At 40.4% G+C, this 23,657-nt stretch carries 16 protein-coding genes; 6 read left to right on the top strand and 10 right to left on the bottom strand.

The annotated features are described in order from the left end of the window. Positions 1–64 precede the first annotated feature (64 nt). The 8 genes from E4N78_RS02150 to fusA all read right to left on the bottom strand — a co-directional run bounded on the left by E4N78_RS02150 (position 65) and on the right by fusA (position 10,884). Positions 65–1,552 (bottom strand): ABC transporter ATP-binding protein, encoded by a 1,488-nt coding sequence (locus tag E4N78_RS02150; protein WP_255811458.1) that lies wholly within the window; start codon positions 1,550–1,552, stop codon positions 65–67. Next, on the bottom strand, positions 1,549–2,253 hold the full coding sequence (locus E4N78_RS02145) for an energy-coupling factor transporter transmembrane component T family protein (RefSeq protein WP_255811457.1): 705 nt from the start codon (positions 2,251–2,253) through the stop codon (positions 1,549–1,551). The genes E4N78_RS02150 and E4N78_RS02145 overlap by 4 nt, the downstream gene beginning before the upstream one ends. Next, entirely contained in the window at positions 2,254–2,856 is a 603-nt protein-coding gene (locus E4N78_RS02140; protein ID WP_253699359.1) for an MptD family putative ECF transporter S component, read from the bottom strand. It abuts the gene before it with no gap. A 7-nt stretch (positions 2,857–2,863) separates the two neighbouring features. Beyond that, positions 2,864–3,481, bottom strand: coding sequence for a TetR/AcrR family transcriptional regulator (locus E4N78_RS02135; protein ID WP_255811456.1), 618 nt, complete (start codon positions 3,479–3,481; stop codon positions 2,864–2,866). Positions 3,482–3,616: 135 nt separating this feature from the next. Further along, positions 3,617–4,267 (bottom strand): deoxyribose-phosphate aldolase, encoded by a 651-nt coding sequence (gene deoC, locus E4N78_RS02130; RefSeq protein ID WP_255811455.1) that lies wholly within the window; start codon positions 4,265–4,267, stop codon positions 3,617–3,619. 66 nt (positions 4,268–4,333) lie between these two features. Further along, positions 4,334–7,165: a tetratricopeptide repeat protein gene (locus tag E4N78_RS02125; protein WP_255811454.1), complete on the bottom strand. Its 2,832-nt coding sequence runs from the start codon at positions 7,163–7,165 to the stop codon at positions 4,334–4,336. Next, on the bottom strand, positions 7,155–8,702 hold the full coding sequence (locus E4N78_RS02120) for a fibronectin type III domain-containing protein (RefSeq protein WP_370644999.1): 1,548 nt from the start codon (positions 8,700–8,702) through the stop codon (positions 7,155–7,157). The genes E4N78_RS02125 and E4N78_RS02120 overlap by 11 nt, the downstream gene beginning before the upstream one ends. Positions 8,703–8,832: 130 nt before the next feature. After that, entirely contained in the window at positions 8,833–10,884 is a 2,052-nt protein-coding gene (fusA, locus tag E4N78_RS02115; RefSeq protein ID WP_255811452.1) for an elongation factor G, read from the bottom strand. 340 nt (positions 10,885–11,224) lie between these two features. Here fusA and E4N78_RS02110 point away from each other — a divergent pair, with 340 nt between their 5' ends. The 5 genes from E4N78_RS02110 to E4N78_RS02090 all read left to right on the top strand — a co-directional run bounded on the left by E4N78_RS02110 (position 11,225) and on the right by E4N78_RS02090 (position 18,743). Then, on the top strand, positions 11,225–12,397 hold the full coding sequence (locus E4N78_RS02110; RefSeq protein ID WP_255811451.1) for an OmpA family protein: 1,173 nt from the start codon (positions 11,225–11,227) through the stop codon (positions 12,395–12,397). Then, complete coding sequence (locus E4N78_RS02105; RefSeq protein WP_255811450.1) at positions 12,394–16,527, top strand: hypothetical protein; 4,134 nt, start codon at positions 12,394–12,396, stop codon at positions 16,525–16,527. The genes E4N78_RS02110 and E4N78_RS02105 overlap by 4 nt, the downstream gene beginning before the upstream one ends. An 85-nt stretch (positions 16,528–16,612) precedes the next feature. After that, positions 16,613–16,831 carry a type II toxin-antitoxin system RelE/ParE family toxin gene (locus tag E4N78_RS02100; protein WP_255812304.1) on the top strand — a complete coding sequence of 73 codons (219 nt, stop codon included), beginning with the start codon at positions 16,613–16,615 and terminating at the stop codon, positions 16,829–16,831. Then, positions 16,828–17,100: a helix-turn-helix domain-containing protein gene (locus E4N78_RS02095; protein WP_255811449.1), complete on the top strand. Its 273-nt coding sequence runs from the start codon at positions 16,828–16,830 to the stop codon at positions 17,098–17,100. Before E4N78_RS02100 ends, E4N78_RS02095 begins: the two co-directional genes overlap by 4 nt. Before the next feature lie 89 nt (positions 17,101–17,189). Next, entirely contained in the window at positions 17,190–18,743 is a 1,554-nt protein-coding gene (locus E4N78_RS02090; RefSeq protein ID WP_255811448.1) for a hypothetical protein, read from the top strand. A 181-nt stretch (positions 18,744–18,924) separates the two neighbouring features. Here the strand turns inward: E4N78_RS02090 and ychF are convergent, their stop codons facing one another. Then, the gene (gene ychF, locus E4N78_RS02085) at positions 18,925–20,031 is read right to left on the bottom strand and encodes a redox-regulated ATPase YchF (protein WP_255811447.1); all 1,107 of its coding nucleotides are present in this window, start codon (positions 20,029–20,031) and stop codon (positions 18,925–18,927) included. Between the two features lie 180 nt (positions 20,032–20,211). Beyond that, on the bottom strand, positions 20,212–22,041 hold the full coding sequence (gene sppA, locus E4N78_RS02080; RefSeq protein WP_255811446.1) for a signal peptide peptidase SppA: 1,830 nt from the start codon (positions 22,039–22,041) through the stop codon (positions 20,212–20,214). 238 nt (positions 22,042–22,279) lie between these two features. On the opposite strand from sppA, the gene E4N78_RS02075 reads away from it, so the two are divergent. Next, positions 22,280–23,653, top strand: coding sequence for an L-cystine transporter (locus E4N78_RS02075; RefSeq protein WP_255811445.1), 1,374 nt, complete (start codon positions 22,280–22,282; stop codon positions 23,651–23,653). Positions 23,654–23,657: the final 4 nt, after the last annotated feature.

The following is a 23,657-nucleotide window of genomic DNA, read 5'->3' as shown; positions in this document are numbered from 1 at the left end:
AAAAACATTTTATCTCACCCTTACGAATGCATATACCGTATTTCAATCCATCATTTCCGTGTTGTTAAAATGTCTCCAGCTGCATTTCAAGTTCATTCTTTTTTTCGCCGCACAGTTCTTTGACAATCTTTCCGCCGGATAAAATCAGTACACGCGAACAGATTGTTTTGATAAACTCAATATCATGGGTGATAACGATAACAGTCTTTTTATCGTCCGCCAGCCGCTTGATTATGCGTCCTGCCTCTTGCATGCTTTTAAGATCAAGTCCGCTGGTGGGTTCATCAAAGATAAGGATGTCCTTTCCGCACAGTACACTGACCGCTACTGCAAGCCGCTGCTTTTGCCCGCCGGAAAGGGAAAGCGGATGCCTCTCTTTTAGCCGGTTAAGCGAGAGTTCCGTTAACACTTCATCGATAGCGGGATCCGGCAAGTCTTTGATACCTAATCGGCATTCGGCATATACGCTGTCCGTAAAAAGCTGATGACCGACATCCTGCATCACCATATATGAACGCTCTCTCCGCATTTTTCTCGATAGGGGGTTGCCGTCAAAAGATATGCTTCCCGCTGCTTCTTGTGTAAGACCGCATAGCGTACGCGCCAATGTCGTTTTCCCCGCTCCATTTTCTCCCGTTATTGCAATAATCTCTCCTCCTCTTGTAGAAAACGAAATATCTTGCAGAACGGATGTATGCCCTAATTTGACGGTAATATCTTTTACTTCAAACGTATGTCCGCCGGAAGATACGCGTACATCGGAAGATGCACTTATATCGGGAGTTGCGTTTACAGTCTCTGCTTTAACATCAGCAAGATTTCTACAGCGCAATTCCATATGTTTTATTTGCGCTTCAGGCAGATTTACAAACGTTTGAATATCCATATCCTGTGCAATCTTTCCGTTTTCCATAAAAATCACCCTATCAGCTATATCCATCAAATACCATATCCTATGTTCGGCAATGACGATAGTCTTTCCCTGTAATTTGATTTTTTTAATCAGTTCGCTCAGTTCTTTGATAGAATGATAATCCATATTAGACGAAGGTTCATCCAAGACAAATATTTCAGGCTCGGCAGCATACACTGAAGCAAACGCGATCTTTTGTTTTTCTCCTCCGGAAAGTTCAAAGATGCTGCGTTCGCGCAAGTTTTGTATCTGTAAATCCTCGGTAACTTTTTCAAGGCGGCTCAGTAATTGCTCCGGAGGAAGTCCTCGGTTTTCCAAACCGAATACGATTTCACTATCGGTATCGGTATTAAAAAACTGTGTTCTTGGATTTTGAAAGACCGTACCGACGCTATCGGAAAGCTGCGCAATATCCGCTTCCGCACTGTTCATTCCATTTATAATTGCTTCTCCGGAAAATTCACCTTCAAAAAAATGGGGAATTAAACCGTTAATTAACCGAGTCAATGTTGTTTTACCGCAGCCTGAACCGCCGCAGAGCAGAACGCATTGTCCTTTCGGGATATGCAGAGATATATCACACAAATTATTTTCTTTTGTTCCATTATAAGAAAAAGAAATATTCCGTAAAGTAATCAAGGAAGAACCGCTCCTTTTGCAGTATTAAAAATGATAAGCACAACAAGACTCGAGTAAAGAATGAGCAGGAGTGCATCCCTCATCCGGAACCTTATGTTTTCAAGACAACTCCTCCGTTCAAGATGATCTATTCCCCGAGTAATAGCAGCCTGTGTTATCTCGTCGGATATTTTTGACGCTGACACAAGCATCGGTACATACACATATTCCATTGTTCTTACCGGATGAAAAAGCAATCCTGCAGGAGATGCCGATATGCCCCGCAAGGACATCGCATCCTTGATAAAACCCCATTCTTCCGTCATTGTCGGAAAATAGCGCAGCGTGATCGATAATGCAATGGTAAAACCTTTCGGCAGGTGTAAGCGGCTGATTGCCGCCAAGAAAGTACTTACCTTAGTTGTCCGAATAAGAAGGGAACCAAGCATAAAACACGGAATGAGTTTGCGTATGTATACGGCAAACATATAGAGAATGCCGCCTGCCGTTACCGGGAGGTGCGGCACTAGCAGCATCGGCAGTGCCAGCAAAATGATAAAGGCCGCACCGCTTTTAAATGCAAGCCGAATATGTTTTGCCTGTAAGAGCAGCAAAAAGGGGATAAATATAAAAGCACCTTCTATCAGCGTACTCTCATTCAAAAAAACCGATACACTCGTAATTGCAAGAATGAGTAATTTGGTGCGGGGATCCAAAAACATTTACACAATTCCCGCTTTTTCAAAATGTTTTTTCAGCAATTTTTTTCCGATCATTCCGCCTATTATTGCACACACAACCGTTCCCGCTATCATTGCCGGAACCACCCATCGGTTAGCACCGATTGCGTTAATGACTTCGGCAAAAGATGAAAAGTCTCCTTTTTTGCGCATAAACGCATCAAACTGAGCGGGCATCACTGCCATCGGTATATACGCCCCCATCGGTGCAAGCGCAAAAATACAATACGCCGTAAGGTTTTTCTTAAAAGATTTAAACTCGCCGAAAGATGCAATACCGTCTGCAATAAAACCGAAGATGATAAAAAAGACCGACATCATCCAAAACATTCCGGTAATAAAGAGCAACAATCCTGCTAAAATCCCCAAAATCGAAATTGCACCCCGTTTTGGAATTTTTGCGGTATATAGCATAAAAATACTGCCCGCAAACAACGCGACAATCATCGGCATAAACGGAAATGTAACCGGTGTCATCTGCGCAACACCGCCGATGATAAAAGCAGCCGCAAAATAAACAAGCGAGAAAACACCGATAGAAATAAAATCCTTGGTCTGTAATGTGTTAATTTTTTTATTTTTCATATTCTTCTCATACTAGCTTTAAAAGCCCCTCCCATCCTGAATTAAAGAAAACGGCGATTTCTTCTACATATCCCATCGCCTGTTTTTTTGGCATGTCATGTACTACGGTTTCAAATACTGCGGTAAAATAGGCACTTGTAATCATATGATGAAGTTCATAACTGATGCTCCCTTTGATTTTTCCCTTTTCCCGCAATAGACGGTAATATGTTTCGGTACGTTCCACATCAAGCTCTACCAAATCATGAATATAGTTTGCGTATTTTGTGCCTTCCGCGCAGCAAAGCACAAGCTTGAACTCATCAAAACGGTCATACACGTAATTTACAAAGTGACGTAAATACTCTGTCGATAAATCTCGGCTTTGCGCAGTTCTGTCTTTAGGAATCAACTCAAAGTGTGCCTCTTGGGCCGCCTTAAATTGTTCGACCAAGCCGTCTGCCGCTTCGGAGACAAGGGCTTCAAACAAAGCGGCCTTATCCGCATAATACCGAAAAATCGCACCGGTCGTTAAACCGGCTTTCTTTGCAATTGTGCGGACAGAGGCAGCGTTATAGCCTTTTTCCAAAAACTCCCGTTTAGCCGTATCCAAAATCAGTTGTTTGGTATCTTCACTTTTGCTCATAAACGAACCGCCTTCCACTAAAAAATAGCAATGCTATTTTCTTTAGTATACATAATTTCTTTTTAGCTGTCAAGTTAATTGTCAAGATTTCTCAATAATTTTTAAATTGTGATAATAAACGGAAACTTTATTATGTTATTGTTCACTCACTATTGCAATGCCGCTGCTTGCACCTATTCTGGAACAACCCAGACCTATGTATGTTTCGGCATCTTTCCGTGTACGAATTCCGCCGGAAGCTTTAATTTTAGTATCTTTTTTTAAATATTTTTTAAAAAGTTTTATATCTTCTACTGAAGCACCTCTCGTTCCATAACCGGTAGAGGTTTTTATAAAATCGGCACCCGCATTTTCTATAATTGCACAAATATCTGCAATATTTTTTTCTTCAAGGTAGCAGGTTTCTACTATCACTTTGAGAAGAACTTTTTTAGCATGACAAGCTTTTGTTATTCGGCTGATTTCGTTTTGAGTGTATTCTAAGTTACCTTCTAAAAGTTTTCCTACATTTATAACCATGTCTATTTCTTCAGCACCGTCTTCAATGGCTTTTATAGCTTCTTCTAATTTTACATCTGTTGTAGATGTTCCAAAAGGAAAAGAAATTACGCTGCAAACTTTTACATCCGAACCTTTTAGTTCTTTTTTCACTAAAGCAACATGACACGGATTTACACATACGGAAGCAAAATGATATTCCTTTGCCTCATTGCATATTTTTAATACATCCTTTTCTAAGGCCATAGGTTTAAGAATAGTGTGATCTATATATTTATTTAATTCCATATTAAAACTCCTGATGTTTTAAAATAATAATATATATTTTATATTTTGTCCAGCTATTTAAAAGACTTATCCAATTTGTTTGATTAAATTGTCTATCTTTATAATGCAGGCTGATGCAAATCCCTTATCAGGAAGCTTAGAGGCCACTATACGCAAATAGCCCAGAACATCTTTTAATGTCTTATCGGTAGAACTCTTAGGTTCTATTGCTTTTTTAAGCGTATCTTTTACGTTTATAAGAATCATTCTGCGCTTTAATCCGACATCGCCTGATAATTTATTTATAACATATTCCATCTGAATTCTTTCATTGCTTATAAGAAAATCTTTTAGATCTGCAGCGGGGAGATTGTCCATCATATCACGTAAGTAGACAAAGAGTTTAACTATCTCATAGCTTTCAATTGTATCAAGTTCTTCTTCAAATTGAGGAGATTTTTTTAAATTATGAGGTAAGGCTGTAGAGTAAAGATTTTCCTGATTATCATTTTTTCTCTCTCCGATTAAGCTGCTTTTTTCGGGATCTTCAAATGAAGAAGGTATAAGGGAATCAGGAGCGGATTCGGCATCAGTTTTAATAGCATAATCGTTGTCTTCATTATCTTCAGGCACTTCTAAACTTAATTCCGGAGTTTCATCTATGCTTTCAGGGGTATCTTCAAGCAGGGGACGACTTGGTTTATCGATTCCTTTATCATTTGTGTTAAGCTCCTCCTGCGGTTTACTTAAAGAGCTGCCGGATGAGTTTTTAGGAGCATGGACAGGATTAGCAGCCCCTCCGGCTTCTTTTTGAATACCGCTGTCCGCATATATATCTTCCGGCTCTTCGAGGCTCACTGCAGACTGAGGCGCTATATCAGCATCAGGTTTTTGAGGGCTCATCCTTTGTTGAGGCCGATAAGGCTGTTCATCAAAATTTTCATTATAAGGCTCTTGATAAGCTTCGTTCGGCATTTGAGGATTCTGAGGTTTAGATTCATTTTGAGCGGGAGCAAAGGTATCCGGAAGTTGAAATTCTTCTTCAGGAATATCATTTTTACTGCTATTTCCTCCTAAGGGACTGCCGAATTCAAGAGTTTCATATTCATCCTTTAATTCAGGACTATCATCAATCGGAGCATCAACATAGACCAAGCTTTCTAAAGATTCATCGTCCTCGTCTCTTTGCATAGCCTCATCGTCAGCCAGTTCAATTAAATCATTAAAAGGCATTTCTAAGTCAGGCATAGATTCAAAACTTTCGCTTAAAGTCAGCTCTTCATCATTTTCAAAATTTAAATCTCCCGGCTCATTAAATTCCGGTTCAAGACTCATATCGAGTTCTTCCTGCGGAGGACGAAGTTTTTCAAGATTTTTGTTTAGAATACCGTCATTACCATATGAGCGCACAGCATCTTCATATAATTGAACGGATTCGGATAGACTGTTTATATTATCATTATCCATATTATCTGTTTGGATATCAACAATATCATTCGCAAGCTTTACAGCATCAGCCGTATTTCCTTCTTTTTCATTTAATTTTAAAATTGCGGTAAGAGCATCCGTATTTTTTGAATCATTTTTTATTATTTTATTGTACTCGTTTTTTGCCAAATCATATTTTTGCATTTGTTCATAAGCTTGTCCCAACTTTAGCCTTGCAGAAATTTCTTGAGGTTTTTCATTTAGATATTTTGTAAGTTCATCCGCCGCTTCTTTGTATTTATCATTATGTAAATATAGGTCTGCCAATTCTGAACGTAAATTTATTTCACTTGGCGAAATCTGGAGTAAATGCTCAAAAATCTGTTCAGCTTTTTTTGTATCACCCAATACGGAAAAAAGTTTCCCTTGCATTTTGAGTATTTCTTTATCTCCTTTTATTTTAGCACTCAAGTTGTTTAATATTTCTTTAGCTTTTGAATAATCTTCCAGCATCAAACATACATCAGCCGTGCTTAACATAAGTTCTTTATTATCTGCATGTTTATCTTTATTATTTATTAAAATATTATAAGCATCAAAATACCTTTTTTGAGATTTTAGCATATTTGAATAATCCAAAACTGCCGGCAGAAAATATTCATTTAACGATATTGCCTTTTTATAAAAATCTTCCGCTTTTTTATATTCATTATTTTTTTCATATAGCTCTGCCAGTTTTGTTAAACTATTTTCAGACTTACCATTAGAATCGATAATTGTTTTATATGCTTCGATAGCTTTTTGTAATTCACCCATCTCAACATAGCAATCGGCAATAGAAACTAATGCGTCATACCAGTTAGGTTTTGTTTTTAAAGCGGCTTGATATGAGTTGACTGCTTCTTTATAAAGCTTTTGTGTTTTATATAATTCAGCAAGATTAAAATTCAAAAAGGGATGATTAGGGTCTACTTTTAAACCTATTTTATAAGCATCTAAGGCTTTTTGATATTCTTTACACAGAAAATAGACACTTCCTAAATGGTTATATGCAAGAGCATCGTCAGGTTTTATCTCAAGAACTTTTAAGAAACTCTTCAGAGCCTGTTGATAATCCCCTTTTTGCTTGTAGGTATTTCCTAAATTATATAGAGTTGTTTCATTTTTACTGTCTATCGCTTTAGCCTTTTCAAGTATAACTACGGATTCATTATATAATTCAAGATGTCTATAAATAACACCTAAATTATTTAGTATTTCTACATCATTGGGATTAAGACTATTTAATTCCTTATAAACTTCCAATCCTTTTTTTATTTCTCCGGATCTAATATATAATTTTCCCAACATGGTTTTTAATTTGTAATATTCATCAGGCGTTTTTTTTGTTTTTTTTAACTGATTCAGTAAAATTTTTTCTGCAAAATCATAATCCCGCGATAGAATAGCCGAATTTGCCTGCTCCATTATAATGTTCAAATTACTCGACATTTGTTACTTCCTTTTTACTTTGAAGAGGTCTGGCCCAGACTTCTTTTGATGTATCACCTGCATGTTCCCCATTTTCTTCATCATAAGCAGCAATCGAAAAAAAGTATAATTTACCGTTTTGTAAATTCTCTATCTTATAATTTGTTACATTTCCTGCATTGATGGGAGAATTCGAATCAAGATATTCTCCATTTCTATTCCCGAAATATATTAAATAGCCTTTTACATCCGCATCTATTGAAGGTGCCCAAAAAAGTTCCACCGATGAGTCAGAAGCTCTTGCAATAATCTTTACGGGAGGAAGAGGCGGGTTGTCTTTTTCATATTCTAAAGAAAAAGAATGGATCAATGGAGATTTAAGACCTGATGCATTCGGATAAATATCACATGCAATTTGAAAAAATCTTCCGGAGATATTTTTTATCGGAGTATTAGGTTTTATGCTCTTCCATTCCGGATATGTCCCACTCCAATTAAAAGGACTATCGGCCGCTCTGATAAAAAACTCCGTATCGGTTTGCTCAGGCTGTTCATAATGGGCTTTTAAAATAAGAGGCCGCGACTTATTCCCGCCGGTATCTATTATGTTGGTTTCAATTCGTCCGCCCTCAGCCGGATATTTTTCAAATAGGGAAGAAATTTCCCAAGGCATCCCGAATTTGGAAAAAAAGTTAGTTACTTTAAGTTCATCCAGTAATCCGGAATAATTTAAGCCTACTAGAACATCGGAAGATGTCCCTAAAACCGAATATAGGATTTGATTGCTCTCCCTGCCCGTATCGGTCATATAAATAATACCTTCCGATCTTCCATTCATTCTATATTCTAAAAGGCCTGTGCTATCATCATATGTAATAAGATGATGACTCCAAATTTCCGGGATTATATTCGATTTTCCTGAGAGCCTGACATCTATTCCTTTATTATTTTTATCTTGCCATATATTTAAAAATGACCACTCCATTTTATTGTTAAAAATACCGGCAGCAATATTTTGGTACATAGTTTTTCTGCCGTCAACCAGGGATGTCCACCACCGTAAGATAGTGCTTCCGCTCTCGGTAGTTTGTGGGCATAGCCAGAATTCTATAGTAAATGATTTTAATATTTTTGATCCTGCAAAAAAAGCTCCCTTTGCCGGCTTTAAGATAAGACTTTCCTTGTTTGAATTATAAGTACAAAGGGCTGCCCCTTCTCCGAATTTTGCTTTATCGGCATCAAGATGAACAATGGAAGATTTTACTACACTGTAAGCTCCGGTTTCTTCAATAACATCTTTAGAATCAAAGCTTAAATACATATCCGTCATTTCGGTAATTTGTTGAGCAGAGGATGAAAGCCCTAAAGATCTAAAACCGAATTTGCCGTCCCTTTCTTCCACATTATTGGTATAAACTAAATTATTCCAACCTGATACCCCTCCAAAATTCAATGAACTTTCTTCAGAAACAAGGGTGCCCAAGAGAATATTTAAAAATATAAAACCTGATAAATAGCTTTTTCGCAAATTTAATTTAAATTTATACATAATCTGCACCTATTATCGGCAAAAAGTCTTCAATCGTCAATAAAATAAAGCCCTTTTTATAGTAAAAAACGGTAAAAGAGGCTTTATCGGTTAAAAAAATCGTTAATATCTTTTTTAGAATGAACGGCCTATCCTAAAACTAGCGCTTAATTTCAAAATGGCTGAAGCTCATGGTAAAGGAAGCCCTTCCTTGTGTGGCTGAACGGAGGTCGGTGGAAAAGCCGAACATCTTTGCCATGGGGGCTTGAGCGTGTACAATGTCGGTACTTGCCTTTGAATCCATGCTTGAGATTAAGCCTCCCCTCTGAGTGATTTGGCTCATTGCATCTCCGACGAATTCTTTGGGACTCATAATGTCCACAGCCATTACCGGCTCCAAGAGCACGGGGTCTGCTGCACTGCAAGCATCATCAAAGCATTTTGCGGCGGCGGCTTCGTAGGCGAAGGGGGTTGCCGTAAGTTCATTGTATTTTACCGAAACAAGTTCTACTTCGATATCGGTACAAGGATAACCTACCTTGATGCCGGAACTAAAGCAGCCTTCAATAGAACGCTTAACGGCTTCTAAAAGCTCTTCGGGGAGAGCATTGGTGCCGCCCGAACCGGACTTCTGGAAGGTTTTAACTTTTGAAACAAAGCGGTTTCCGCTTCCTCTTTCAAGGGGACGGACAGTAAGGGTAAGTTCAGCTTCATTGTCTTTTCCGCCCAGCTGCTTGCTGTATTTTTCGGTTTGAGTTTTTTCGGTAGTGATAGATTCCCTGTAAGTAACCTGCGGGTTTCCGACTCTGGCTTCTACCTTAAAATCATCCAACATTCGGCGGGTTAGAACATCTATATGAAGTTCTCCCATGCCGGAAATTATAAGCTGTCCCGTTTCACTGTCTTCGCGGCTTGTAAAGGTCGGATCCTCCTTTGAAAGAATTTCCAAAACTTCTTTTAAGCGGTCGCTTTCCGATAAGCTTTTAGGTTCTACCGAAACGGAAATAACAGGTTCGGGGAATTGCATGGATTCAAGTAAGAGAGGCTGTCCCTCGGAGCCCAGAGTATCTCCTGTCTGAGAGATTTTTAAACCGATAAAAACGGCAATATCCCCGGCTTGAACGGAATCCATTTGTTCCGACTTATTTGAATGCATACGCAGGATTCTGTTTACGCGTTCTCTTTTCTTTTTCCCCGTATTAAAAACTTGATCGCCCGATTTGATTTTACCCGAGTACATTCGGACATAGCAAAGGCTTCCTGCATCCTTATCATATTGAATTTTAAATACAAGGCCTAAGGGAGCCCCTTCCACCTTACACGGAACAGAAAGCTTTTCTTCCTTCTTGGGATTAAAGGCCTCTGCCGGAAGAACCTCATCGGGGGCGGGCAAAAAGTCGACGACTGCATCGATTAAAGGCTGAACTCCGATATTCTTTCGTGCAGATCCGCACAAAAACGGAATATAGTTTTGATTTAAAACCGCCTTTCTTATTTCTTTTTTGATAAGCTCTTCGGGAACATCTTTTCCTTCAAGGATGAGCTCGGTGATTTCGTCCGAGGCTGAAGAAATAGTATCGAGCATTTTTTCGCGCCATTCTTCCGCCAAGGCAAGGCGGTCTTGGGCTATTGCGGTATACTCGTATTTTTCGCCCTCGGTTGCGGCATCCCAGTGAATTTCTTTCATTGCAATAAGATCGATAACTCCTTCAAAGCTGTCGCTTGCTCCGATAGGAATTTGAACGGGCACGACTTCAACGCCGAATTTTTCGTGTACGTCTTTTAAAACTGCAAAAAAGTCGGCCCCGATTCTGTCCATCTTGTTTACAAAGCAAATGCGGGGAACCTTGTACCGGTCTGCCTGATGCCAAACTGTTTCGGTCTGGGGCTGAACTCCTCCGACTGCACAGAGAACTGCAACGGCTCCGTCCAAGACACGCAAGGAGCGTTCTACCTCGGCCGTAAAGTCTACGTGCCCGGGAGTGTCGATTATATTTATCTGAAAGTTTTTCCAATAAGTAGTGGTGGCGGCACTTTGGATAGTGATTCCCCTGTCCTGTTCTTGTGCCATCCAGTCCATGGTTGCTTGACCGTCATCTATTTCGCCTATCTTATGAATTTTTCCCGTATAAAACAAAATACGCTCGGTCGTGGTGGTTTTTCCAGCGTCTATGTGAGCCATTATTCCTATGTTACGCATCTTATCAAGCATTTTCACATTCTCCAAAATCTTATTTAAGCAAAAATAATAGCAAAAAATTCAAAAAAAAACAATCGGGAGAACAAATTTATAGCTTGACAAATCCTATCTTTTATTTTAATATGGTCAAATGTGTAACTTCTTAAGGACTTGTGTTATGTTTAATTTTTATCAAAATAACATCTCAATAGAAAAGGACTTTTACCCCCCCCCGAAGAAATTTAATAAATTAAAAAATATTTTAATAAATATTTTTTCTCTTTATTTCTTTAATCTTACTGTGAATCGGGTTTGCAGTAAGATTTTTTATTTTCAATACAAGATAGTTAAATACTTATTTATATTCCTCTTTATGCTTTGTATAAGACTTGCAGCACAGGATATGCAAAGCATACAAAACTCGCAGGATATACAAAATACCGAACAAGGCAGCAATAACCCCGCAGCAGATATTTCCGAAAAATGGTATTCCAACCTTTTTGCTTCAGCCGGCTTTCAAACCTTTATACCCATTTCCCTTTTAAAAGATTATACCAAACCTAAACCCGGCTACAGGGCGGCTTTCGGATACACTTTTTTCCGCTCAAAACAGCACACAATGCCGGTGTATCTGGAAACGGGGCACAGTGTTATCTTGGGTACAAACCCTCTGGTGCGAAGCTTTGACGCCGTGCCCATCACGGTAAACACCGCCTATGATTACTTTCCAATACGGCATCTTTCCGTTGGAGCATTTGCCGGCATCGGGCTGTATGTTTTGCAAATTCAGCACTATCAGACGGCTGTTGACCTTTTAACGGACAAAATGAAAATATCACAAGACGTAGACGGAGTTTTCAGTACAGGCATTAGTATCGGATCTAACATTTTAAACCGCAGCATCGAATTTAAAGCTGCTTTTTCTATCGATTTACTTTTGGAAAAAAGCCGTGCCGTTCCTCTGCCGTCTTTTCAAATATATGTGCGTGTTTACCCTGCTGATGTGTATGCCTACGCACGGCGTAAAAACAAGCCTGTACCGGTAATAATCGAAAAAGAGATTGAAGTTCCTGCTGAAAAACAGCTTGCACAATTTGATGCAATCTACGTGTATTTTACACCTGAAAGCGCAGAACTCGATGTAAATGCCAAAGGAGACATTAAAAAAGCGGCAGCCATCCTTAAAGAAAACAAAGATATATACATCTTGTTCGAAAGCTCTGCAGCACCTTTCGGTTCGCAAAGCGGCAGACTAAAAATAGAAGCGGAACGCATTGAGGCTGTGTCCGGCTATCTGCAAAAAAACGGCATCACACAAGACAGAATTATCTATAACGAGCCGAAAGACAAAAACCACAAAAAGGAAGACATGCCTGAAGAAGAGTTTTATACCCGATACCGGTATGTAAAAATACGCTTTGTACGGCTTCAATTTAACCCCAATGAGGGAGCAAACCTCTATCAACCGGTACATGAACAACCGGACGAAATAAACGGCCAAACTAATACCATAACAATAGAAACAACAAAGGGAGAAAACAAATGAAAAAACGAACATCTTTTTTGCGGACGGTGCTTGCATCACTAATCATCTTACCTACATTACTCTCTTGCAAAAACGTGATTAACGATCTTATTCCATCTAACGAACAGAAGCTTCTCGGATTGCAGCTAAAAAATGTTGAGAGGCATGTGTGCAGTACGGACACGGTTATCAGCGGTCATGCCGTTACCATAACCGTTCCGAAAGGAACCGATGTAACAAAGCTTTTGCCCGAAGCCGCCGTATCTCCTCAGGCTACATTTTTTCCCGTAACGCTGCGGTACTTACAGGAAGCCTTTCCCAGTACCGATGTACTCAAGCTCTCGCTGACCGTCGGAAGCTTTGAAAACATAGAAGCAATCGACCGCTGGTTCTTCGAGATGTATGAAGAAAACCCCGGCTTTAACATTCCGCAGCTTGTCTATCCCATTAATTTTTTAAGCCCCGTACCGCTTGCCGTTATAGGCGGACAGGGGAAAATAGAGCTGTATACCGTTAAAGTCCTCTATGATGACGGCACCGATCCGGCTACAGGTATACTGCCTCCGGGCGTACACGCCGAGAAAAACATCCTTTCGTTCAGCGTAGGCGAGCCTCAGCTGGGACAAAGCCTTATCGGTACAAATACCGTAGACTTTGAAGTAAAGGCAGGAACGGAAGTGCGCTCTCTTAATGTAACGGCAAGCGTTTCGCCGAATGCCGTTTTAATACCTCTTACCGAGCCATATTTGGTGCCGCTTTTGACAAGTTTAGGAATGGACCATTTAAGCGTGCTTTCCGGTTTTATTACTGCGGCGGACAAGGAAGCTTATTTACGCGCTCTTTTTGCTCCTGTTGATATATCGCATTTGAGTGTACCGCTTAATAAGCCTATAGATTTTACCAATCCCGTACAGTTTGCCGTACTGGGAAAGGATAAGGATGTAAAGCTGTACAAGGCAACCTGTGCACAGACGGTAACGGAAGCGGTGCTAAAAAACTTCGGCTTTTCAAAATTGAAAAACCCTGCATTGGTAAAAGACGGAGCAGTGCATATAGACCATGCAGCAAAAACCGTAACTGCGGAGCTCTTTTACCCGGTAGAATACTCAAATACCGGCTATGGTGCTTTTTCGCTGTATTGCGATGCAGTATACGCAGGAGATAAAGCAAAAATAGAATATAAGGGCGGGCGGTATAATACAACCAGAAAAATCCCATTTACGCCTGAAAACCCGTCAGGAGCACAGTATCACCTCGGTACAGCCGAAGCAAAGATTATCATTACCTTTGGAACCGAAAAAACGGAATACAGCCTCTTTATCTCGTTTAAAGAAGACCCCGATACGGTTCGCAGCATTACCGACTTCCGCTTTACCAAAGAAAAAAATAGTGAACTAAAAACGCTTTCGACTGCGGCTATCATAAACGATGGGCACGAAGGCACAATCACTGCAACAGTTCTGTACACCGGCAGTACAAAACCCGAAAACCTTATCCCTACCTTTATTACTCCCGGTACGGTAAAAGTAGACGGAACCGTGCAGGCATCGGGCAGTACCGCACAGGATTTTAGAAAAACACTTACCTATGTCTGTACCTCCCGCGACGGACAGTACACAAGGCGGTATACCGTCAAGATACGGTTCGTCTATGCAGAGCCTTCCCTGTCGGTTTTAAAAACTTTCCGTTTTCCTGCGGGCATCAACCCTCTTACCAAAGATTGCGAAGGCAGAATTGACCAAACGGCACGCACCGTACACATTACCGCCTGCTATGCCGGTCAAAAACCCGAAAAACTGATACCCGAATTTTCCGCGACGGGCGAGGTAACGGTAGACTCTCTTACACAGACCAGCGGTTCCAGTGTACAGGACTTTGAATACCCCGTGTACTATAAAGTAACGGCAACAGATGACCCTTCCGTATATACGGTATATCAGGTAATAGTAAACTTTGAATATTCGGCAGATTCGGGCTGCGAATTGACTGAGTTTAAGCTGTTGATGCAGGATAATCCTTCGCTGACGCAGGATGTAACAGCCTCTATCAGCGCACATTCGGGTACCGTTTATGCACTTTTGCCGCGCGGAGCGGATGTTACCAATCTTATACCTCGCTTTACCGCAAGAGGACGGGTAACGGTAGACGGCGTTGAACAGACCAGCGGAGAAACGGCTGCCGATTTTTCTTCGGTGATAGAATACAAAGTAACAAGCGAAAACGGCCTTTATACCAAAATCTACCGCGTAACCTTACAGCAGGCAGGCGGTATTATCTACGTTGACCCCAAGGCGACGGGCAGAAACAACGGCTCTACATGGGAAGACGCATTTACAAACCTTGAAGCGGCCATACAAAAGGCGAACGAGCTGCCCGACGGCGTAACCGCCGAAATATGGCTGAGTAAAGACTGTACCCTCAATAACAAACGGTACGAACTAAAGCGCACGCTCACCCTGCGCGGCGGGTTTACGGGCATCGAAACCAATGCCGACCAGCGGAACAAGGATAATAAGACCGTATTTCTTCGCGAAAGAAATGCCCACCCTGACGACATATTTTTCTCCGATACGGTAATACACGGAACGCTCACCTTTGACGGCATTGAGTTTAATAAGAACGGCTATGGACTGGTGTCCCCTCTTTACTATATTAAATGGGACAGCGCCGGAGAAAACTCCCTAGTTATCCAAAACTGTACTGTCCGCAGGACTACGGATTTTAATACCCGCATCTCCTCCCGTTTGGCCTCGGTTACGATAAAAGATTCGGAGGCTTCTAGCGACATTAGACTACCGAAATGCGATACCGTTACGGTACAAAATGTAAACATCGTCGGTACCAGTAACACGTACTTGTCCATAAGATGCGATACCGCTGCCGTCGATAATTACAGAGGCACCCTTCACATTTATAGCTCCTATGACGCTGAATCTCCGGCGCAAAAAGTAGTTATCAAAAACAGCCACTGCGACCTCGAAATTTCCGCAAAGGACATTGACGTTAGCAATTCGACGATATACGGTAAGTACAAGAACTTTGATGTTATCAGTCTTTACCGACTATTAGGATACTACAACATGGAGCTGTCTCCCGCCGCTTCTGCCTCCATTAAGATGAAAAACTGCGGCTTCGGCAATATATCGATTAAGAACGATAAAAGCGAAGTGCTGAAATTAAAAAATGTCGATATTACCGCTGTAACCATAGCCGATCTCTCTGTATCCAGCGGAAAGGTAATAACCGAACGGCTTAGCTGCTCAAATAAGCGGTATAACGACGACACGATAGGATCCTTAAAACTTCCTGCCTGTTCGGTAACAATGAAGAATTATACCTGTAGGGACACCATCGATGTTTCCTGCAATGAAAAGGACTTTAAGGCTATTATGGAAACCGTACCGGTACACACGGACATAGAGAATGTAACGGCGAAGACCTTAAAGTGCGGGTATATAACCAAAGACTTACGGACTATCAAAAGGGAGTACAGCTGCCCCCCGTATGTAGTCAAAGAAGGCGACTGGAAACAGATATATGCAGAACCGGTACCCTTTGCAAGCGGAGGCGCCCATACCCTAAAAGATGTTAAGGCGGAAGACCTCTATGTATCTTCAGGCGATTCCATTACGTTAAAAGGCGGCAGCGGGTATCAACCATTCCGGCTAAAAGGGCAGTTAAAAGGCGCTCTGTCGTTCTTTGGACGATGGAGTGAGGAGCAACAGTCGGATATAATATATAATGCCTGCGATTATTCGTCAGTCGTGTTAAATAACGAAACGACGCCGAACAGTACCATCAATATAGACAATATCGATATGGATGGAGAGTGGTTTAGGGCTCGGACGAATACCCTTTCCGTACGCAAAATGGAGCACTACTGGTTGCAGATGGGCTGTGTGGAACTGCAAGGACATAATAGCGTAACCGTCACAGACAGCAACTTCTTCAATTTAGTGCCGTTTTACGCATACTGCGACCAAAGGCCTACCCAAATACACCCCAGCTTCCTTGCCGTAGGCGGGACAGTGACGGTAAGCATGACAAACGCCCCCTTTGACGAGAACTTTGTCCAAGTGGCATCCGGCACCTGCTTCGATACCCATCTTAACCGTTGGTTACAGTGTACGGTTGCCGTCTGGAAAAAGTAAGTGTCCCGGAATAATTTCATCAAAACAAGATATGGTACTTAACATTATTGATTAAGTACCATATCTATATAATTCATATAGTAAAATATACCCTCTTGGTTTACCATTAGTTAGAAAAATTAATGCTAATTTATGGGAAATTAGAAGCTGCATTTCAAGCGGTATTGTAAGAATCTTTTTTACTATCGAAGACGCTTCTTTAGTTTTGCTTCATGGATTTATAAAAAAAACACAAAAAACACCGTACAAAGAATTAACGCTAGCTATCTCTCGATTGAGGGAATTTAAGGAGATGAATAAATGAAAGGAAAAGGACAATCATTTGGTGAATTTATGGTCGAACAAGGATTATATGAAGAAGCTCAAGAATTAGCAGCAAAAAAAATTCTTATATATCAATTAGAAGCTGAAATGAAAAATCAAAATATAAGCAAAAATGAAATGGCAAAACGATTAAATACTTCCCGAAGTGCTATAAATAATATTCTGGATACGGCGTATAACTCATCAATAGGCTCGTTAGAAAAAATGGCTTATGCGCTAGGTAAGCGTATATCGATAACATTGCAGTGAAATAAGCGATGTTTTTAAAAAATAAGTATTTTATAGAATAACGTTTTCATCTCTTTGAAAATTAACCTTAAATAGTATATAATGCAGTTATGAATCAAGATAGGGTTAAAGAAATTTTGCTTGAGACGGCGGATACGGAGCTTGAGTTTTCGGTTGTTTTTACGGGGAAGAGCAGCAAAAAGGTAAACGGGCTTTATAAGCCGGACACGCACGAAATTATTCTTCATAATAAGAATTTTGCGAATGATAATGAACTTATTTACACGGCTGTGCATGAATATACTCACCACAAGCAGTGTGAAAAAGAAGGCGGTTTTTATTCGACGCGGGTACACAGCCCCAAGTTTTGGACTCTCTTTCACAGCCTTTTGGCTGAGGCCGAAAAAAAAGGCTTTTATAAAATCACTCTTGAGGAGTCGCCCGAGCTTTTAGAATTAACCGATGAAATCAGACAAGTTATAATGGTAGAAGACGGTAAACTTATGAAAGAACTCGGCCGCCTGCTGGGAAAGGCCCGGCCTCTTTGCAAAAAAGCCGGCGTAAGATATGAGGATTATGTCGATAGGGTGCTCTGCCTTCCGAGGGCATCCGCAACTACTATCGAAAAAATCAGTGCCTACGATGTAAACCCAGCCATTGGTTACGAGGCGATGAAGTTTGTGGCCAATATAGGCAATGCGGAAAAAAGAGCTGAGGCAGAAGAAATGTTTTTAAATAAGACAAGCCCTGCAACAGTCCGGGGCACGATTTCTAAAAAGAAAGAAGAAGACCCGCGGCGAACCTTAGAAAAGGAAAAACGGCGTTTGGAAAAAACTATTTTAAGTCTTCAGGCAAAACTTGAAACAGTTGAAAGCCGGCTTGCCAATATGCCGATAAGCCCCTTTATAATCGCAGTGATTTTTTCTATCTTTATGTCCCTGCCTACGATTGCACAAAACTCTAATCCGATTCCTATTCCGTCCGTTCCTCCTATCCCCGGTATGCCGGAAATTCCTAAACCGAATACAATAAACCCTGTAATCCCTCAGGTTCCGGCTGCCCCGGAATTTTTAAAAACAACCAATCAGCCTAAGACTGAAAAAACCGTAACAAGAAAAAAAATAAGCCCTGCCGAAATGATAGAACGCTTAAACTCAAGCCAAGGCGGTGCTTTTGCAAAACGGCTGATGAGTACCCTAATCGAAAATGACGATCAGGGCTTTGATGTTCTAAACAAAATTATTGAAGAGCTTTCAAAGGATAATTTACAAGGATTCCCCATTCAAACCGCAGAATCCAAAAATAGAAAAAACGTTTTAATAAAGAATTTTAATTTTAACGGAAAAAATATATTGGAAGAATTCGGCTCCTTTGCCGTGTCCGGAATAACGGCCGATAAAAGTTTTTTTATGGCAGCAGAATCAAAGGCTGCGGCAGCAGGCCAAAAAAACGGAGAGCGGTTGTATATTTTTGCAAAACGGAACATAGCCGGAACCTACAAACTCTTTGTAGAAATAGACCAAGACACCAAAAATCACAGCTCTCTATTTTTTAAGTTTTTTAAAAATTCACCCTTTGATGCAAAGCTTGACCAAAATATTTTATTTTCTCAAATAAAGACCGATAGACTTGACTTGGATGCGGTTTTTGACCTAACCGAATAGTTAAGAAGAAACTATGTAAATTCATGTCAAAAAATAAAATGGAGTAAAAAAAGGAAGACTCGCTCAAAAGGAGGATAATGAGCGAGTCTAGTGAAAAACAGTGTGTATCGTTTGTGTGTGGCTTGAGTATACTTAAAACGGATAAAAATGTCAAGTATTTTTATTCAAAAATATCTAAAATTTACACATTAAATTTAAAGAACATAACATCACCGTCATTTACTACATAGGCTTTCCCTTCTTGACGGTAACGTCCTGCTTCCTTTATCTTTTGTTCACTTCCGTATTTTACAAAGTCATCAAAGCTGTATACTTCAGCCTTTATAAATCCCTTTTCAAAGTCGGTATGTATAACTCCGGCAGCCTTTGGAGCCGTATCCCCTGCATGAATCGTCCATGCACGGCACTCATCTTCTCCGGCCGTAAAAAAGGTTCTAAGCCCGATTAAGTGGTAGGCAGCCCTTGCAAGCTGTGAAAGACCCGATTCTTCTAAGCCTACCTCTGCTAAAAAGCTTAGGCGTTCTTCTTCACTTTCAAGGTCGGCTAATTCGGCTTCAAACTTTCCGCAAATTACAACGGTATCTGCCCCCTCCGATTCTGCAATCTTTTTAACCGCCGCTATATAGGGATTGTTGTCTTGAGCACCTGTTTCATCGACATTGCAAACATACATTTGAGGTTTCATTGTAATTAGATGGGTGTCGTAGATTGCATCTCTTTCATCATCGGTCAAGTCGGCAAGGCGGGCTCCCTTTCCTTCCTGCAAAAGAGGGCGAATTTTTTCGATAGCACGCATTACGACAGCGGCTTCTTTTTGAGCTTCCTTACCCATGCGGCTCGCCTTTTCGGCACGCTCGGCTCTTTTATCCAAACTTGCAAGATCGGCAAGAGCGAGCTCGATATTTATCGCTTCAATATCGGAAGCCGGATCTATTTTCCCCGAAACATGGACTATATCATCATTATCAAAACAGCGTACAACATGGGCAATAACGCCTACTTCTCTTATATGGGACAAAAACTGATTCCCTAAGCCCTCTCCCTTTGAGGCACCCTTTACAAGACCAGCAATATCCACAAATTCTACGGTTGCAGGAATTACCTTTTTTGGATTAAAATGTTCAGCCAATTTTTTTAAACGGGCATCGGGTAAACTTACAATTCCTACATTGGGGTTTATTGTACAAAACGGATAATTAGCAGCCTCAGCCGGTGCACTTGTAAGAGCCGAAAATATAGTCGATTTTCCTACATTGGGTAAACCCACAATTCCGCAATTTATAGCCATATCTCTTCCTCCATAAAAACTTTTTGCAGGAAATATCAATTTCCGAAAAGAGTTTTTTCAAGCGGTTTATTTATAAACCGCATACAAATAGTATGATGTTTGCTTGAAAAGCAAACTCAAAGATAAACAGTGAGGCAGTATTTGTGCCGAACTGTTTATCATACCTCCATTACTGCAAGTTTAGTTTTCCCAAATAAGGTATTCGGGGCTGTAAACATAGATGCCTTTTTTTGATTTTAAATTTAAAAAGTCAGTGAAGGCTTTGATGTCTGCAAAGTTCATCTGCGAAAGCGTCGAAACATCAATATCTTCTAAAATACTTTTTATCAAGGCTTCCGTAAAAGGCAGAGGCTTTTTTATTTCCTTTACGGAATATTGTCCGCTTATGTTTGCAAGCTCTGCAGCATATTTTACCGCCTCGTCCAAAGAGCCTAAAGCATCAACCAATTTTAAATTTAAGGCTTGTTCACCTGAATAGACACGGCCGCCGGCTAATTCTTCAACGGTTTTTTCAGGAAGATTTCTTCCCCTTGCAACGGTTTCGATAAAGGTCTTATATATGTGCATAACTTCCAGCTGCCTTACCTCTTTTTCTTCAGGAGAAGGTTCTTCTAAAACGGAATATGAGGGCTTTTGTCCCGAATAAACCAAATCGCTTGTTATGCCCAGATATTTTTTTACGGCTTCCTTAAAGGATGGAGCTGTAGCCAATACACCGATTGAGCCTGTAATTGTGTAGGGGCTTGCAAAAATATAATCTGCAGAAGAAGAAATCCAATAAGCTCCCGAAGCGGCAACAGACCCCATGGAAACTACAACAGGTAAACCTGATGCTTTAGCTCTGTCTACAGCCCGTCTTATTTCTTCCGAAGCAAAAACCTCTCCTCCGCCTGAATTTATTCTTACAACGATAGCTTTTACGGTCGGGTCATCTTGGGCAATATCAAAAAGTTCTACAATCTTGTAACTTACGGCAGAGTCATCTATACGTCCTGTACCGCTGGAAGAAATCGCTCCGTTCAGATGAATGACACCTATAGAATTTTGAGAGGGCATTTCTGCAAAGTTTGCATTATACGAAGTATAGTCTATCGTATTTACATTTACTGAAAATGTTTTACTATCGGCAAAGCCTACGTTTGCAGCGAACTCATCGACTGAAGCAATATCAGTAACAAAGCCTTCTTCTAAAGCGGCCTTCGCGCCGTTTCCTTCATATTTTTTTATAAGGGCATTATTGTTTTCTGCGAATGCCCTAATTTTTTCGGGCGGCATATTTCGATTTGCTGCAATATCCGAAGTGTACTTGTTCCATAAATCATCGAACATGGATTTTAAATTGGTTCTTACATTTTGAGAAAGGCTGTCCCGCGAATAAGTTTCTGCCATGCCCTTGTAGGTTCCGGCCTGTATCACATTCCACTTGATTCCGAATTTTTCTTCCAAACCTTTAAAAAAGACCGGACGGGAGGCAAAGCCTGCAAAGGAGACTTCTCCCAGCGGATCAATTCCTATTCGGTCTGCATAAGAAGCTAAAAAATAAGAAGGAATGGAATAGCCTACAGCATAGGCATATATTTTCTTACCTGAATTTTTAAAGAGCCTTAAAGCATTTCCTAATTCGCTTAAATGCCCCGATGAGAGGCCTCGCAACTCTGAAAAGTCCAAATAAAGGCTTGTTATACGCCTATCGGAGGCCGCATTTTTTATAGCTTTTACAAGGTCCGAAACGACTACTGCCGATTTTTTCCCGATTGCGGGAATGCCGGCCGAAAAAATATCGGCTTCCTTTTCTGTAAGAATTCCTGAAGGATTTATCATTAGGACGGCCTCATTCGGTACGCGCTCTACTGTTTTTGTGTTAGAGGGTATGCTGCCCATAACCCCCAAAAATGAAAAAAAGAAAAAGAAAAAAATGATGTTTATTATTATCAAACGTAAAATATTTATTCCACGAAAAAACGCCATAAAACAACCCGGCCGTTTTTTTTGTTCTTGGTTTTCCTGCATATTTGTCTCCTAAAAATACAATTTAAGGCATCATCATAGCAAAAAACCGGTTTTTTTTCAACTAAGATAGGTTTTTGCACATGGAAACAATTTTTACTAAAAAAGCGATAATCAACAACCCTCCGCACGAATAAAAGTTAAAACAAATCGGATATTATTTTAAACCCACCTAGTAAAAAATCTTGTATTATGATAAACTCGCTGCGCATTATAAAATACCACTATTTAGGAGTCTTAGATGGATATAATTTGGATATGCGGCATTGTAGCCGCAGCGTTGTTACTCATGTATGGAATTAAATACATGAAAAAACTTAATATGAGCTTTAATGTACGCGTAGTTACAGCTCTTGTTGTAGGTATCATCTTTGGTGCAATCCTACAGCTTACCGTTAAAGATTCGGCTCTGATAAAAAAAGCTATGAGCTGGATTACTTTAGTAGGAAGCGGTTATGTAAGATTGCTTAGAATGATTGTTTACCCTCTAATCATTGTAAGCATTACAAAATCAATTGCTACACAAAAACAAAACATCGGAAAAGCAGCCGGAAGAATTTTAGCTGTTCTTGTGATCACTGTTGCAATAGCAGCTCTTGTAGGAGCCCTTACAACTTCTGCATTCGGCCTATCGGCAGAAAATCTTACAGCCGGTGAAAGTGAAATTGCAAGAGGAAAGGCAATGGAAGGCAGACTTCATGACTTTGAGGCAAAACCGATTCAGCAGCAAATTCTTGAAATTATCCCGACCAATCCCTTCTACGCATTTTCAGGTCAAGGCTCAAATGCAACTTTGGCTACGGTTTTCTTCTCGGCAATGCTTGGCTTCGCAGCCTTATTCTTAAAACGAAGCAATCCCGACAGTGCAGACGTATTTATTAAATGGCTTAATTCTTGCTCCGATGTAGTAATGAGGCTTGTACGAATGGTTCTCCGCATTACGCCTTACGGAGTTTTGGCTCTGATGATTAATATCACCTCAACCTCAAATTTCTCTGAAATTTTAAGGCTTATAGGATTTATAGGAGCAAGCTATATTGCAATTATCATAATGTTTGTTGTACACGGATTATACTTGCTTACGGCAGGATTAAATCCCATAACATTCTTTAAGAAAAGTGTTTCAAACCTTATGTTTGCATTTACATCAAGGTCTTCCGCAGGAGCTCTTCCTCTTACCGTTTCAAACCAAGTAAATAACTTAGGAGTTCCGGAAGGTATCGCTAACCTTGCAGGAAGTTTAGGCACAAGTATCGGACAAAACGGATGTGCAGGAATTTATCCCGCAATGTTGGCAGTTATGATTGCTCCCACTTTAGGAATCAATCCATTGGCACCCGTCTTCCTTGTAAAGCTTATCGTAATTACAGCCTTGGGCAGTTTCGGAATCGTTGGTGTAGGAGGCGGAGCAACATTTGCCGCAATCATAGTTCTATCTTCAATGGGTCTTCCGATAACTCTTGCCGGTCTTCTTGTTGCTATTGAACCCCTCATCGACATGGGACGAACAGCCTTAAACGTAAGCGATTCTCTTCTTTCAGGCGTAATTGCAGCAAAAAGAACAGGCGAGCTGGATGAGGCAATTTATAACAGAAAAGAAATTATTGTTGAATAAGGAG

The sequence above is a fragment of the Treponema denticola genome, from assembly GCF_024400535.1.
GTDB lineage: Bacteria > Spirochaetota > Spirochaetia > Treponematales > Treponemataceae > Treponema_B > Treponema_B denticola_C.
The sequence above is the reverse complement of the archived record's forward strand: the minus strand, read 5'-3'. Positions and strand labels throughout refer to the sequence as shown.